This window comes from Streptomyces sp. NPDC049837 (assembly GCF_040674455.1).
GTDB lineage: Bacteria > Actinomycetota > Actinomycetes > Streptomycetales > Streptomycetaceae > Streptomyces.
This window is the reverse complement of record NZ_JBFAMP010000010.1, coordinates 38,971-53,407: the sequence shown is the minus strand read 5'-3', so window position 1 is coordinate 53,407 and position 14,437 is coordinate 38,971. Positions and strand designations below refer to the sequence as shown.

Here is a 14,437-nt window from a genome sequence, read left to right as displayed (position 1 = left end):
GCCCGGAAACGATATGGATCCCGGTGTCGGGCTGCCCTCGTCGCCGAGGGCGGGAGGTCAATCAGATGCCCAGCATCTTCTTGATCTTGGCGCTGTCACCCGGGGCCATCTCGGCGTTGCCGGTCAGGCGACGCGTCAGCTTGGACGACTTGTGCTCGAGCAGGTGGCGCTTGCCGGCGCGCTCGCGCAGGATCTTGCCGGAGCCGGTGACCTTGAAGCGCTTCTTGGCACCGGAGTGCGTCTTGTTCTTCGGCATAGCGCCGTTCTCTCCTCGTCAGTGGCGCTCCCAGCCGGTCCGGGGACCGGCACGCGGGAGCGTCAGATGTGTCGGTTGAATCCTGGGCGGGTGCCCGGGAATCAGGCCTCGGCAGCCTCGTCGGCGGGCGTTTCCGCCTGGGCGGGCTGGCCCTGGCGCTCCGCCTTGCGAGCGGCCTGCGCCTCACGGGCCTCGGCCATTGCCTCGGTCTTCTTCTTGTGCGGTCCGAGAACCATGATCATGTTCCGGCCGTCCTGCTTCGGGTTCGACTCGACGAAACCGAGGTCCTGGACGTCCTCCGCGAGCCGCTGGAGCAGCCGGTAGCCGAGCTCCGGCCGGGACTGCTCGCGACCACGGAACATGATCGTGATCTTGACCTTGTCGCCCTGCTTGAGGAACCGGACGACGTGACCCTTCTTGGTGTCATAGTCGTGCGGGTCGATCTTCGGCCGGAGCTTCATCTCCTTGATGACCGTGTGCGCCTGGTTCTTGCGCGCCTCACGGGCCTTCATGGCCGACTCGTACTTGAACTTCCCGTAGTCCATGAGCTTGCAGACCGGCGGACGGGCGTTCGCCGCGACCTCGACGAGGTCGAGGTCGTACTCCTGCGCAAGCTCCAGGGCCTTGGCAAGCGGAACAATCCCGACCTGCTCGCCGCTGGGACCGACAAGTCGCACCTCGGGAACGCGAATCCGGTCGTTGATGCGGGGCTCGGCGCTGATGGATCCTCCTCGGTAGCACCACGCGACCGCCTGGCGGACGGACGCGTAACGTCTGTTTAGTAAGACCAACCGCGCCGGTGCATGAAAAATGCCCCGGACGGGACACAGGCGGGGCTCCTCGTGTTACCGGAGCACCGCCACGGCGTACCGCGGGGCGCACATCGGGCGGCTCCATCGTCCGTACGGAACGATGGGCGCCACCTGACCGGTGACCCGCCGTCCCGGAGGACGGCCAGGTGGGAGATCGGAGCCTCCACTTGTGGGCCGGATCACGAGTCGTGTCCAGCCGGTCGTCACACCAGGTTAGCAGCTCCTGGTGGGTGGGGCTAACGGGGCGCGGGCCGCATATCGTGTGGGGCATGAGTGACGCCACGCCGAGCAACGCCTCCGCCGCCCAGAACACCGATTTCGAGACCATGACCCGCGACATCGCGGAGGTCCCCGCGGTCGAGGTGATCGTGACGGTCGCCGTCAACCTGATGAGCGCCGCCGCCGTCAAGCTCGGTCTCACCGAGGAGGGCGACCAGTACAAGGACCTCGACGAGGCCCGCAAGCTGATCCACGCCCTGGCGGGCCTGCTGGACGCGGGCGCGACGGAGATCAGCTCGTTCCACGCGGCACCGCTGCGCGACGGGCTGAAGTCGCTCCAGCTCGCCTTCCGCGAGGCGTCCCTCGTCCCGGACGAGCCGGGCCAGGGGCCGGGCGAGAAGTACACGGGAGCGGTGTACGGCTGAGTATCAGTCCCGTACGTAGAAGGGCTCGCCCGGGGGCGTGGCCGTGGACGGCAGGAGTGCCAGGTCCAGGCCGCGCACCAGGCGGGCCCTCAGTGTGTCGTCGGCCGCCAGGGCGCGGGCGACGCGCCCGGCCGCCTCGGCGGGGGGTGCGTCGGGGGCGAGGACCAGGGCGAGGGTGCCGTCCGCGCTGCCGGGGCCCAGGTGGGCGCGGAGGACCGCGGGCTCGGCGGCGACCACGGCTCGTACCGCCTCGGTGACGGCCGGGTCGGCGAGCGGGTCGGCGGAGGCGCGGCCCTCGGCGAGGGCGAGCAGCGCGGGGCCGGTCACCTGGTACGGCACGGGTCCGGCAAGGTCCAGCACGAGCGTGTCCGCCTTCTCGTGGGCGGCCGCCTGGAGCGCCTGGTGCAGCGGTACGGCGACGGGGCGGGCGGCCGGGTCCCAGCGGGCCAGCGACTCGGTGGACGTGAAGGCGGGCAGCGCGCGGCGGTCGCCGGCGGTGAGCGTCGGCACGGCCATGTCGCTGGTCTTCTCGCGGCGCAGACCGGTCTCCTCGTCCTCCTCGACCTCGCCGAGGACGGCGACGACGGGCACGAGCAGCCGGGCGCCCCTGAGCGCCGCGAGGACGCGGGGCTCGGCGGCCCGGTCCTGGGCCCAGGCGGCGAGGGCCGCGCTGAGCTCGGGGTCGGCGGAGCCGTCGTCGTCGGAGAAACCGGGGTCCGGGATGTTCTTGAGCGCCACGCGACGAGCCTAACCGCGCGGCTCAGCGCCCCGCGGCGCGGCCCCCGCGCCACAGGACCACCGCGGCGGCCAGCAGGAGCACGCCGATGCCACCGGTGACGGGCGCGAGCAGGCCGACGCCCCGGTCCTCCTCGGGCTCGGCGGCGGGCCCCGTGCCGAAGTACCGCTTGGTGTAGCCGGCGGTGGCGGCCTTGAGGTCGGCCGGGCGCAGTTTCCCGCCCGCCTTGATCGCGGCGGCCGGGTCGACCGTCCCGTACCCCTTGTCGATGTCGTGGCCGCCCTCGGGCCGGTCGCGGGCGGTGTCGGTGAGCAGTCGCTTGACCTGAGCCGGGGTCAGGCCCGGGTGGGCGGCCTTGACGAGGGCGACGGCGCCCGAGACGAACGCGGACGCGGCGCTGGTGCCCCACCCCTGGTAGTACTTGCGGTCGGGGTCGGGGATCACGATGTCGACGCCGGGCGCGCTGACGGTGGCGTACCAGCGGCTGGTGGAGAACGCTGCGTGGGTGCCGTACCGGTCGACGGCGGTGACCGCGATGACGCCGGGGTAGGCCGCGGGGTACGAGATGTGGTCGCCCTTGTCGCCGCCGTTGCCGGCCGAGGCGACGACGACGGCGCCCTTGGAGAGGGCGTACTGGACGGCGGCGTCCTCGCCGGCGTCGGGGTGCGCGGACTCGCTGTCGTCGCCGAGGGAGAGGTTGATCACGTCGGCGCCCTGGTCGACGGCCCAGCGGATGCCCTGCGCGAGGGCGGTGCCCCGGGTGTTGCGGGCCTTGGTGCGGGCCGGGTCGCCGCCTTCGAGGATGACGCGGACGGGCAGGATCTTCGCCTCGGGCGCGATGCCGAGGACACCGTCCTCGCGGCCGGACCCATGTCCGTGGCCCGCGATGATGCCGGCCATGGCGGTGCCGTGGCGGGCCCACGCGCGGTCGCCCTGCTTGGCGCCGAAGCCGATCAGGTCCTTGCCGGGCAGGACGTTGCCCACCAGGTCGGGGTGGGTGGCGTCGACACCGGTGTCGAGGACGGCGACGGTGATGCCCTCCCCCTTGGTGGTGCGCCAGGCCTCGGCCGTGTTCATGGCTTCGAGGCCCCACTGCTGGGCGCGGATGGCGTCGGCGTGGGCCGGGGTGGCGGGCAGCACGGCGAACGCGATGGCGGCGAGGGCGGCCGCGGTCCGGCGTCGGTACGTCATCGGTGGTTCTGCGTGGCCTTTCCGGTGGTCGCCGTCGTACGGAGGCCGCGCTCGATCCGGTCGGCGATGCCGTCGGCGTCGTGGCCCAGCCCCGCCTGGGCGGGCGTGCTGGTCTGGCCCTCGGCCATCGCCTCGGCGGCGGGCTGGGGGTCCTCCACGGTGCGGCCGTCGGCGAACCCGGACACCGCGTAGACGATGACGGGTACGTCGGTGAGGACGCTCACCCGCCAGCTCGCGCGCTGCGCGTCGCCGAAGCCCGCGGCCACGGTGCCGGGGCCGGCGAGGGTGCGGGGCAGGAGGTCGGTGCGTTCGTCGAGGCTCTCGTCGGTGAAGCGGTCGCGCAGCGCGGTCATGCCGGGGCGGTCGGCGTCGGTGAACACCATGCCGACGGTGGTGACGCTGGTGGAGGTGGCGTCGGTGTACGTGGCGCGCAGCACGCGCTCGCAGCCCACCGGTCGCAGGGTCCGCAGCAGCAGCGGGTCGAAGGCCCCGGCGCACGGCCCGTCGGGCGCGACGGCGACGCGCGTCCACGTCCGGTCCGCACCGCCGGGTCCGGCGCCCTCACCGTGGAGGGTGCGGGGGAAGAGCGTGTCGACGGGCGCGGTGTGCCAGAGGCCTCGGGCCTCGGCGAACCGGTCCCCGTCGGACGTCTGGGCCGCCGAGTCGCCCACCAGCCAGGCCCCGGCGGCGGCCCCGCCGGTGAGCCCGAGCCCGAGCACGAGGCACGCCACGGCGGCGGCCGCGCGAAGGGGGTGCCGGCTGCGAACCGGCCGCAGACGCGTGGTGGTCTCCACGGCCGACTCCGGCGGCACCCAGTGCGCCCGGGGCCCCTGCGGCGCGGCGGCGGCCTCCGGACGGGGAGTCATGTCGACGGCCCCGACGGGCCGCCGCCGGGTGGACGGGGGCGGTGGCGGGGTGGGAGGTACCGGGGGTGCGGTGGGGGGTGCGGCAGGCGCGGGCCGTGCGGTGGGCACCGGCGGTGCTGTGGGTGGCGCGGGCGCAGCCGGGGCGGTGGTGGGCGCCAGGGTCGGCGCGGGCGACGCGGGCCGTGGGGGCGCGGGCGGCGTGGCCGGGGCTGGTGCGGCGGCGGACGGCGCGGGCCGTGTGGGCGCGGGCGGCTCGGGGTCGCGGCGGGGGTGTAGGCCGACCGGGGGCTCGTCGGCCGGGGGCGTGGTGGGCGGTATCGAGGTACGCGCGGGGTGTCGTGCCTCGGTGCTCATCCGCCCCCCTCGGTGTCGTCCGGATCGCCTTGCGGGGCAGGCCCGTTCGTCAGCGCGTGCGGGTAACTCTACGGGCTGCGGCCGCCTGCACGGGAACGAGGCCGCAGGTCGGGGCGGATCTGACCGGAACATCCCCCTACCCCCAGGTAGGCAGGTCTGGCAGGCTCTGGCCATGACTCCGCGTGCCGCTGACCGAGCCCGGTACGACCGGGCCACCGCCCATCTCGACGCGCCTGTCGCCGTCGTCGACCTGGAGGCGTTCGACGCGAACGCCGACGATCTGGTCCGCCGGGCCGGCGGGAAGCCGGTACGGGTGGCGAGCAAGTCCGTGCGCTGCCGGGCGCTGCTGGAGCGGGTGCTGGCACGGGACGGGTTCGCGGGGATCATGTCGTTCACGCTGGACGAGTCGCTGTGGCTGGCGCGCGCCGGATTCGACGACGTACTGCTGGCGTACCCGTCGGCCGACCGGGCCGCATACTCGGAGCTCGCGCGGGACGCGAAGCTCGCCGGCGCGGTGACCGTGATGGTGGACGACCCGGCGCAGTTGGACCTGATCGACCGGGCCCGGGACGGTGGCGCGGAGGAGGTCCGGGTCTGTCTGGAGCTCGACACGTCGCTGCACCTGCTGGGCGGCCGGGTACGGATCGGGGCCCGGCGTTCGCCGCTGCGCACGCCGGCGCAGGTGGCGGAGGTGGCGCGGTCGGTCGCGCGCCGGCCGGGGTTCCGGCTGGTGGGGCTGATGGCGTACGAGGGGCATGTCGCCGGGGTCGGTGACGCGATCGCCGGGCGGCCCCTCCGCTCCCGCGCGGTGCGGTTGATGCAGGCGGCGGCCCGCAGGGAGCTGGCGGCGCGGCGGGCGGCCGTGGTGGCGGCGGTACGGGCGGTGGCGCCGGACCTGGAGTTCGTGAACGGGGGCGGGACGGGAAGCGTGCAGCACACGGCGGCCGAGGACGCGGTGACCGAGATCGCGGCCGGTTCGGGGCTGTACGTGCCCCGGCTGTTCGACAACTACACGTCGTTCACGGGCCGTCCGGCGGCGCTGTTCGCGCAGCCCGTGGTGCGCCGGCCGGGCGTGGGCGTGGTGACCGTGCTGGGCGGTGGGTACCCCGCGTCGGGTGCGGCCGGCTGCGACCGGCTGCCGGTGCCGTACCTCCCGGAGGGGCTGCGCTACGACCCGCAGGAGGGTGCGGGCGAGGTGCAGACCCCGCTGCTGGGCTCCCCCGCCGACGACCTGCTGATCGGCGACAAGGTGTGGTTCCGGCACGCGAAGGCGGGCGAGCTGTGTGAGCGGTTCGACGCGCTGCACCTGATCGAGGGCGACCGGGTCACGGCGACCGTACCGACGTACCGGGGCGAGGGCCGCACCTTCCTGTAGTCGTCACGGCCCGATGGTGCTGCCGACTCCCCCGCCGGTCGAGCTGCCGATCGGGCGGATGCCCTTCATGATCTCGTCCATGACGGCGGGTGGCGGGGCGTCCGGTCCGGCGGAGAAGACGAACCGCACGACGACCGGCGACTCGCTGCCGAGCGACGACGGGAAGACGAGGGACTGGACGTAGCCGCCGGGGCCCTGGTTGGTGGTGACCCGCCAGCGGACCAGGTAGCCGGAGCGTCCGGCGACGACGGTGGGCCGCTCGGCGAGCACCTGGTGGGAGCGGATGCCGCCGTGGGGCCGTACGCCGAGGGTGTCCTCCTCGAAGGCGCGGTCGGCGGCCTCCTTGATGTCCTCCTCGGCGATGGCGCGCGGGTCGGTGCTTCCGGTGGCCGTGGCGGTGAACGAGAAGACCGAGCCGCGTTTGCAGGAGCGGCTGGTCGCGGCCGGGCACGGGTCGTCGGCGACCGTCGACACGGTCGGCAGGTCGTCCGTGGTGTGCTCCGGCTTCTCCCAGCCGTCGAGGATGGGCAGGGTGATGCCGTTGAGCTGGTCGGTGACGACCGTGGTGTCGGCCGAGGCGGACGGGGACGCCGACGCGGGCGCGGGCGCGGAGCTCACGGGCGGCGGCGCGGGACTGTTCTTGGCCTCCACGGCCGGCTCCTCGCCGGAACCGAGGACGACCGCCGCCACGGCGACCGCCGCGACCACCGCGACGCCCGCCGCGGCGAGGGCGATCAGGCGGCCGGTCCGCCGCGCCGGGGCCGGGCCCGGGCCCGGGGCCATGACGACGGTCGCGGGGGAGGCGGCCCGGGTGTGCCCGGTCCAGGCGGTGCCGTCCCACCAGTGTTCGACGGCCGGGTTGCCTGGATCCGGGTACCAGCCGGGAGGGGTCGTCATGCTCATGCGGCCACTTTAGGGGGCGTGCACGGTGTCCCACTGGTCCGGTACGACGCTGCCGTCGGCCCTGCGTACGGGACCTGGGGTGCCGTCGGCGGCGGTGTGGCCGGACGTGGCGCACGGGTACGGGGTGGCCTTGCGCGGCTTGGGCTGGATGAACATGGGGTTGACGATCCAGCGGCCGTCGCCGTTGTCGTACGCCCGGCACATCACCTCGTCCTTGTTGCGGTTGAGGACCAGGCGCAGGGCGGTCGCGTCGCGCAGGAAGGAGACGTCGGTGTCGGAGTCGCCGGCGGCGAACACCTGCCTGCGGTCGGCGGGCTGGACCTGTTCGGCGGCGGGGCCGCGCACGCCGAAGATCTCCTGGTTGATCCAGCAGCGCTTGCCGTCGATGTACGTGATCATCGAGTCGTCGCCGTCGCGGACGGTGCCGCAGCCCTGGAGCCGGCCGGTGAGGCGGCCGGCTTCGGTCACGTTCCGGATGCCGATGGCGTGGGACGGCTTGATGCCGACGCCCTTCGCCCAGACGTCGACGACCGGTTCGGGCGAGGCGGAGGTGATCCACACGTCGAACCCGGCCTTCTGGAGCGTGCGGACGAGGTCGCGCTGCTGGTCGTAGTAGCGGACCCAGCCGGTGGCCGTGCCGCTGCCGACGCGCTGTTCGGCGCCGATCGGCGCGGCGAGGTTCTCGGCGCGGGCGGCGGCCGCGAAGGACTCCACCTGGCGGGTGGTCCAGCCGCGCAGGAGCTGGGCGAGCCAGGCGTACTGCGGCTCCATGCGCCGGTGGTCGAAGCCGGTGAAGGCCGCCTGACCGCCGGTCGTCTCGCCGTCCGCGTACACGCTCCTGATCTCGTCGGCGCAGTCGGTGTCGGTGCCGGTGGGGAGGGTTCGTACGCCGGTGGGGCAGGCGGCGGCGAGGGAGGCGGCGGCCGCGTCGGTGAGGTAGCGGCTGGTGGTGTGCCAGTCGCCGCCCTGCGGCGGGCGGATGCGGCTGTTGCGGAGCAGCCAGAACATGGTGGCGTCGCCGACGTCGTTCTTGATGACGGTGTTGTCCCAGTCGAAGACGGCGACGGGCTTCTGCCCGCCCGTGCGGTTGTCTCCGCAGTGGCCGTGGCGGTCGATCATCTGCTGGAGCCGGGCCTTGTTGTCGCCGTACCAGCCGTCGGCGACGGTGAGGACCGGGCACTTGGGCGCCTTCGTCCGGGCCGCCGACGAGGCGGCGGTGAGGCCGGTGACCGTGAGGGTGAGGGCGGCTACGGCGGCCGCCCAGCGGCGTATGTCTGTCACGTACACGCTCCTGGTCTACGCAGGACAGCCGGGCGTCGTGCGACGCCCGGCTGTCGGGATGATGGAAGGCGGGTGAACTACAGGGGGGTGACGTACGCCCCGGAGATGCCGCCGTCGACGAGGAAGTCCGTGGCGTTGATGAACGACGAGTCGTCGCTGGCCAGGAAGGCGACGGCGGCCGCGATCTCCTCGGCCTCGGCGAAGCGGCCGGCCGGGATGTGGACGAGGCGGCGGGCGGCCCGCTCGGGGTCCTTGGCGAACAGCTCCTGGAGGAGCGGGGTGTTCACCGGTCCGGGGCACAGGGCGTTTACGCGGATGCCCTCGCGGGCGAACTGCACGCCCAGCTCGCGGGACATGGCGAGGACGCCGCCCTTGGAGGCGGTGTACGAGATCTGGGAGGTGGCCGCGCCCATGATGGCGACGAACGAGGCCGTGTTGATGATGGAGCCCCGGCCCTGGCGCTGCATGTAGGGGATGGCGGCCTTGCAGCACAGGTAGACGGAGGTGAGGTTGACTTCCTGGACCCGCTTCCAGGCCTCCAGGCCGGTGGTGAGGATGGAGTCGTCGTCGGGCGGGGAGATGCCCGCGTTGTTGAAGGCGATGTCGACGCTGCCGTAGGTGTCGTAGGCGGTCTTGAAGAGCGCCTCGACGTCGTCGGCGTCGGTGACGTCGACGCGTACGAAGGTGCCGCCGACCTCGTCGGCCGCGGCCTTGCCGGCCTTCTCGTCGATGTCGCCGCAGACGACGTTGGCGCCCTCGGAGGCGAGGCGGCGGGCGGTGGCGAGGCCGATGCCGCTGCCGGCGCCGGTGATGACGGCGGTACGGCCCACGAGGCGGCGGCACACAGTGTTCTCGGTCATGTCGGGTCAGGCCTCCGTGCTGATGAAGACGTTCTTGGTTTCGGTGAAGGCGGTGAGGGCGTCGGGGCCGAGTTCGCGGCCGAGGCCGGACTGCTTGTAGCCGCCGAACGGGGTCCAGTAGCGGACGCTGGAGTGGGAGTTGACGGAGAGGTTGCCGGCCCGGACGGCGCCGGAGACGCGCAGGGCGCGGCCGACGTCGCGGGTCCAGATGGAGCCGGACAGGCCGTACTCGGTGGCGTTGGCGAGGCGGACGGCGTCGTCCTCGTCGTCGAAGGGCAGGACGACGGCGACGGGTCCGAAGACCTCCTCGACGGCGGCGGGCGCGTCGGGCGCGAGGCCGGTGAGGACGGTGGGCGGGAACCAGAAGCCGGGGCCTTCGGGGGCCTTGCCGCGGATGCCGGCCGCGTCGTCGGGGACGTATCCCCGCACTCTCTCCAGTTGGGCGCGGGAGATGAGGGGGCCCATCTGGGTCTTCTCGTCGGACGGGTCGCCGACGACGATCTCCTCGATGGCGGGCGTGAGGAGCTCCAGGAACCGGTCGTACACGGTGCGCTGGACGAGGACGCGGGTGCGGGCGCAGCAGTCCTGGCCGGAGTTGTCGAGGAAGGACATGGGGGTGGCGGCGGCCGCGGCTTCGATGTCGGCGTCGGCGAAGACGATGTTGGGGCTCTTGCCGCCGAGTTCGAGCGTCACGCGCTTCACGCGGTCGGCGCACTTGGCCATGATGCCCTTGCCGACGCGGGTGGAGCCGGTGAAGACGATCTTCGCGACGCCGGGGTGTTCGACGAGGGCGTTCCCGGCGACGTCGCCCGCTCCGGGGAGCACCTGGAAGAGGTGTTCGGGGAGCCCGGCCTCCAGGGCGAGTTCGGCGAGCCGCAGCGCGGTGAGGGGGGTCGTCTCGGCGGGCTTGAGGACGACCGCGTTCCCGGCCGCGAGGGCGGGGGCGGTGCCCCAGGCGGCGATGGGCATGGGGAAGTTCCACGGGGCGATCACGCCGATGACGCCGAGGGGTTCCAGGATGGTGACGTCGAGGCCGCCGGGGACGGGGATCTGGCGGCCGTTGAGGCGTTCCACTCCCCCGGCCGCGTAGTCGAGCAGGTCGCGGACGTTGCCGGCTTCCCAGCGGGCGTTGCCCAGGGTGTGGCCGGCCTCGCGGACCTCCAGCCGGGCCAGCTCCTCGACGTGCTCGTCGACGACGGCCGCGAAGCGGCGCAGGAGGCGGGCGCGGTCGGCGGGCGCGGCGGCCGCCCAGTCGCGCTGGGCCTTGGCGGCGCGGGCGACGGCGGCGTCGACGTCGGCGGCGGTGGCGGCCGGGACGGTCGCGATGACCTCTTCGGTGGCGGGGTTGAGTACGAGGTGCTCGGTGGTCAAGGCAGGGGCCTCACATGCGTTCGAAGGAGCGGCGCAGCTCCCAGTCGGTCACCGCGGCGTCGAACGCTTCGAGCTCGACGCGCGCCATGTTGCGGTAGTGGGCGACGACCTCGTCGCCGAAGGCGGCCTTCGCGATGGGGCTGTTCTCCCACAGCTCGGCGGCCTCGCGCAGCGTGGTGGGGACGTGGGCGTAGTCGGCGGTGTACGCGTTGCCGTCGCACGGCTCGGGCAGTTCCAGCTCCTGCTCGATGCCGTACAGGCCGGCCGCGACCAGGCCCGCGACGGCGAGGTGCGGGTTCACGTCGCCGCCGGGGAGGCGGTTCTCGAAGCGCATGGAGCGGCCGTGGCCGACCACCCGGAGGGAGCAGGTGCGGTTGTCGTAGCCCCAGGCGACGGCGGTGGGCGCGAAGGAGCCGGGCTGGAAGCGCTTGTAGGAGTTGATGTTGGGCGCGTAGAGGAGGGAGAAGTCCCGTAGCGCGGCGAGCTGTCCGGCGAGGAAGTGCCGCATGACCGGCGACATGCCGCCGGGCCCGTCACCCGCCATGACGTTGTGGCCGTCGGCGTCCTGCAACGACAGGTGGATGTGACAGGAGTTGCCCTCGCGCTCGTTGTACTTCGCCATGAAGGTGAGCGAGACGCCCTCCTGGGAGGCGATCTCCTTGGCGCCGGTCTTGTAGATGGCGTGCTGGTCACAGGTGACCAGGGCCTCGTCGTACTTGAACGCGATCTCGTGCTGGCCGGGGTTGCACTCGCCCTTGGCGGACTCGACGGTGAGCCCGGCGGCGGCCATCTCGTTGCGGATGCGGCGCAGGAGGGGTTCGATGCGGCCGGTGCCGAGGATCGAATAGTCGATGTTGTACTGGTTCGCCGGGGTCAGGTCGCGGTAGTCCGCGTTCCAGGCCTGCTCGTAGGTGTCCTTGAAGACGATGAATTCGAGTTCGGTGCCGACGTGGGCGGTGTAGCCGTGCTCGGCGAGCCGTTCCAACTGGCGGCGCAGGATCTGGCGGGGTGCGGCGACGACGGGTGATCCGTCGTTCCAGGTGAGGTCGGCGACGAGCATGGCCGTGCCCTCGTTCCAGGGGACGCGGCGCAGGGTGGAGAGGTCCGGGCGCATGGCGAAGTCGCCGTAGCCCTTGGCCCAGGAGGACATGTCGTAGCCGTCGACGGTGTTGAGCTCCACGTCCACGGCGAGCAGGTAGTTGCAGCCCTCGGTGCCGTGCTCCAGCACCTCGTCGAGGAAGAACGGTGCGGCGAACCGCTTGCCCTGGAGCCGCCCTTGCATATCGGGGAAGGCCAGGACCACTGTGTCGATCTCACCGCTCGCGACGAGGGCACGCAGCTCCTCGACACCGAGCGGGGGTTTGCGGTCTGCCACGGGATTACTCCTCCTTCGGTCAGCCGGGAGCCATAAGGTATTGCGGAAGACCATTGCTTGGGAAGGGGAAACCGCGAGGTGGCGAAGAAGAGCTCGGGGAACGGGACCGAGGACCGGCTGGCGCCCGTGCTGCGGCCGGTGCGTGCGGGCAACGGCTTCGAGGAGGCGCTGGAGCAGATCCTCCAGGTCGTACGGCTCGGCCTGGTGCCGGGCGGCGAGCGGCTGCCCGCGGAGCGGGAGCTGGCGGACCGGATGGGGATCAGCCGGGTGACGCTGCGCGAGGTGCTCAAGGTGCTCCAGGAGCAGGGCCTGGTGGAGAGCCGGCGCGGCCGCTACGGAGGAACGTTCGTGCTGCACCGGGACCGCGCGGCCGGCGACTCCGGGGAGGAGGAGCTGCGGCGCCGGATCGCGTCGGTGGACGTCGAGGACACGCTGCGCTTCCGCGAGGTGCTGGAGGTGGGCGCGGCGGGGCTGTGCGCGGCGCACGGGCTGTCGGACGAGGGCGCGCAGCGGCTGCGTACGGCGCTGCGGGCGACGCACGACGCACCACTGGACGACTACCGGCGGCAGGACACGCTGCTGCACCTGACGCTGGCCGAACTGTCCGGTTCGCCCACACTCACGGCGCAGTACGCGGCGGTACGGGCGTCGGTGAACGACCTGCTCGACTGCATCCCCCTGCTCGTACGCAACCTGGAGCACTCGCAGCACCAGCACACCGCGCTGGTGGAGGCCGTCCTGGACGGGGACGCGGACGCGGCGCGCGAGGTGATGCGGGAGCACTGCGCGGGGACGGCGGCGCTGCTGCGTGGGTTCCTGACGTAGCGGCGCGGCCCCGGCCGGGCCGGCGGCGTAACCCGAAAGTAACGCACGGGTCTTGCGTTCCACCCCGAGCACCGCAAAGGTATGGCACCACTCCATTGAATCCCGACCACTGACGCGGGAGCACGCTGCCATGACGCTGGAAGAAACCAAGGACACACCGGCCGCCGCCGACGACTATCTGAAGCGCCGGGCCCTGCGGCAGGGCAGCGCCGGCTGGCTGCTGCTCACCGGGCTCGGTGTCGGGTACGTCGTCTCCGGCGACTACGCCGGCTGGAACATGGGCCTCCAAGAGGGCGGTTTCGGCGGGCTGGCCATCGCCACCGTCCTGATGGGCGTGATGTACGCCTGTCTCGTCTACGCGCTCGCCGAACTGTCCGCCATCCTGCCGGCGGCGGGCGGCGGTTACGGCTTCGCGCGCCGGGCGCTCGGCACCTGGGGCGGGTTCCTCACGGGGACGGCGATCCTCATCGAGTACATCCTCGCCCCGGCCGCCATCTCCATCTTCATCGGCGACTACGTCGAATCCCTCGGCCTGTTCGGCCTGGAGTCGAGCTGGCCGGTCTACCTGGCCTGTTTCGTCATCTTCATCGGCATCCACCTGTGGGGCGTCGGCGAGGCGCTGCGCTTCAGCCTGATCGTGACGGCCATCGCGGTGGCGGCGCTGCTCATCTTCGCGGTGGGCGCGTTCACGGAGTTCAACGCCGACGGGCTCAACGACATCCCGGCCGATCCGGCGGCGTTCGGGGCGAACTCCTGGCTGCCGTACGGTCTGCTCGGCATCTGGGCGGCGGTCCCGTTCGGGATGTGGTTCTTCCTGGGCGTCGAGGGCGTACCGCTCGCCGCCGAGGAGGCGAAGGACCCGGTGCGGTCCATGCCTCGGGCGCTGTCGCTGTCGATGCTGATCCTGGTGCTGCTCGCCGTGCTGACGTTCTTCGCCTCGACGGGCGTGCGCGGCTCGGCCGCCATCCAGGACGCGGGCAACCCGCTGGTGGTGGCCCTCCAGGGGGACGGCGACCCGACGGCGCTGAGCCGGTTCGTCAACTACGCGGGGCTCGCGGGCCTGGTGGCCTCCTTCTTCTCCCTCATCTACGCGGGCTCCCGCCAGTTGTTCGCCCTGTCCCGGGCGGGGTACCTGCCCCGGTTCCTGTCCCTGACCAGCCGCCGCAAGTCCCCGTACCTGGGCCTGCTGATCCCCGGCGCGCTCGGCTTCGCGCTGGCGGCCGGGACCGGGAACGGCGGGCGGATGCTGAACATCGCGGTGTTCGGCGCCACCATCTCGTACGCCCTGATGGCGCTGTCCCACATCGTGCTGCGGCGCCGCGAGCCGGACCTCCCGCGCCCGTACCGCACGCCCGGCGGGATCGTGACGTCCTCCGTCGCCTTCGTGCTGGCGCTGGCCGCGCTGGTGGCGACGTTCCTGGTGGACAAGGACGCGGCGTTCATCGCGCTGGGCGTCTACGTGGTCGCCCTCGCCTACTTCGCCTTCTACAGTCGTCACCGTCTCGTCGCGAGCGCGCCCGAGGAGGAGTTCGCGGCGCTGGCCGCGGCCGAGGCCGAGCTCGACCGCACCCTCGACCGCACCTGAGAG

General features: G+C 72.8%; 14 protein-coding genes. 4 read left to right on the top strand and 10 right to left on the bottom strand.

Going from position 1 to position 14,437, the window contains the following annotated elements; translation table 11 throughout:
* Positions 1-61: 61 nt before the first annotated feature.
* Together rpmI and infC are read right to left on the bottom strand one after the other, a co-directional pair.
* The gene (gene rpmI / locus AB0J57_RS25640) at positions 62-256 is read right to left on the bottom strand and encodes a 50S ribosomal protein L35 (RefSeq protein ID WP_041128339.1); all 195 of its coding nucleotides are present in this window, start codon (positions 254-256) and stop codon (positions 62-64) included.
* 101 nt (positions 257-357) lie between these two features.
* Positions 358-1,047 (bottom strand): translation initiation factor IF-3, encoded by a 690-nt coding sequence (gene infC / locus AB0J57_RS25635; RefSeq protein WP_366130634.1) that lies wholly within the window; start codon positions 1,045-1,047, stop codon positions 358-360.
* Positions 1,048-1,337: 290 nt separating this feature from the next.
* Here infC and AB0J57_RS25630 point away from each other — a divergent pair, with 290 nt between their 5' ends.
* The gene (locus tag AB0J57_RS25630) at positions 1,338-1,712 is read left to right on the top strand and encodes a DUF1844 domain-containing protein (RefSeq protein WP_366130633.1); all 375 of its coding nucleotides are present in this window, start codon (positions 1,338-1,340) and stop codon (positions 1,710-1,712) included.
* A gap of 3 nt (positions 1,713-1,715) precedes the next feature.
* Here the strand turns inward: AB0J57_RS25630 and AB0J57_RS25625 are convergent, their stop codons facing one another.
* The 3 genes from AB0J57_RS25625 to AB0J57_RS25615 are packed head-to-tail and all read right to left on the bottom strand — an operon-like array spanning position 1,716 to position 4,505.
* Entirely contained in the window at positions 1,716-2,450 is a 735-nt protein-coding gene (locus AB0J57_RS25625) for an SseB family protein (protein ID WP_366130632.1), read from the bottom strand.
* A gap of 22 nt (positions 2,451-2,472) precedes the next feature.
* Positions 2,473-3,639 (bottom strand): type VII secretion-associated serine protease mycosin, encoded by a 1,167-nt coding sequence (gene mycP / locus AB0J57_RS25620; protein ID WP_366130631.1) that lies wholly within the window; start codon positions 3,637-3,639, stop codon positions 2,473-2,475.
* Positions 3,636-4,505, bottom strand: coding sequence for a hypothetical protein (locus tag AB0J57_RS25615; RefSeq protein ID WP_366130630.1), 870 nt, complete (start codon positions 4,503-4,505; stop codon positions 3,636-3,638). The genes mycP and AB0J57_RS25615 overlap by 4 nt, the downstream gene beginning before the upstream one ends.
* 526 nt (positions 4,506-5,031) lie before the next feature.
* Here AB0J57_RS25615 and AB0J57_RS25610 point away from each other — a divergent pair.
* A complete protein-coding gene (locus AB0J57_RS25610) occupies positions 5,032-6,234 on the top strand; it encodes an amino acid deaminase/aldolase (RefSeq protein ID WP_366130629.1) in 1,203 nt (400 codons plus the stop codon).
* 3 nt (positions 6,235-6,237) lie between these two features.
* On the opposite strand, the gene AB0J57_RS25605 is transcribed toward AB0J57_RS25610, so the two are convergent.
* The 5 genes from AB0J57_RS25605 to AB0J57_RS25585 form a co-directional block, all read right to left on the bottom strand.
* Complete coding sequence (locus tag AB0J57_RS25605) at positions 6,238-7,137, bottom strand: DUF2510 domain-containing protein (protein WP_366130628.1); 900 nt, start codon at positions 7,135-7,137, stop codon at positions 6,238-6,240.
* Positions 7,138-7,146: 9 nt separating this feature from the next.
* Positions 7,147-8,418: a haloacid dehalogenase-like hydrolase gene (locus tag AB0J57_RS25600; protein WP_366130627.1), complete on the bottom strand. Its 1,272-nt coding sequence runs from the start codon at positions 8,416-8,418 to the stop codon at positions 7,147-7,149.
* Between the two features lie 77 nt (positions 8,419-8,495).
* Entirely contained in the window at positions 8,496-9,278 is a 783-nt protein-coding gene (locus AB0J57_RS25595; RefSeq protein WP_366130626.1) for a 3-oxoacyl-ACP reductase, read from the bottom strand.
* A 6-nt stretch (positions 9,279-9,284) separates the two neighbouring features.
* Positions 9,285-10,649, bottom strand: a complete 1,365-nt coding sequence (locus AB0J57_RS25590) for an aldehyde dehydrogenase family protein (RefSeq protein WP_366130625.1) — start codon at positions 10,647-10,649, stop codon at positions 9,285-9,287.
* Between the two features lie 10 nt (positions 10,650-10,659).
* Complete coding sequence (locus AB0J57_RS25585; protein ID WP_366130624.1) at positions 10,660-12,024, bottom strand: glutamine synthetase family protein; 1,365 nt, start codon at positions 12,022-12,024, stop codon at positions 10,660-10,662.
* A gap of 78 nt (positions 12,025-12,102) precedes the next feature.
* On the opposite strand from AB0J57_RS25585, the gene AB0J57_RS25580 reads away from it, so the two are divergent.
* Together AB0J57_RS25580 and eat are read left to right on the top strand one after the other, a co-directional pair.
* Positions 12,103-12,849, top strand: a complete 747-nt coding sequence (locus AB0J57_RS25580; RefSeq protein WP_366130623.1) for an FCD domain-containing protein — start codon at positions 12,103-12,105, stop codon at positions 12,847-12,849.
* A gap of 130 nt (positions 12,850-12,979) precedes the next feature.
* Positions 12,980-14,434 (top strand): ethanolamine permease, encoded by a 1,455-nt coding sequence (gene eat / locus AB0J57_RS25575; RefSeq protein ID WP_366130622.1) that lies wholly within the window; start codon positions 12,980-12,982, stop codon positions 14,432-14,434.
* The last annotated feature ends 3 nt before the right edge of the window (positions 14,435-14,437 follow it).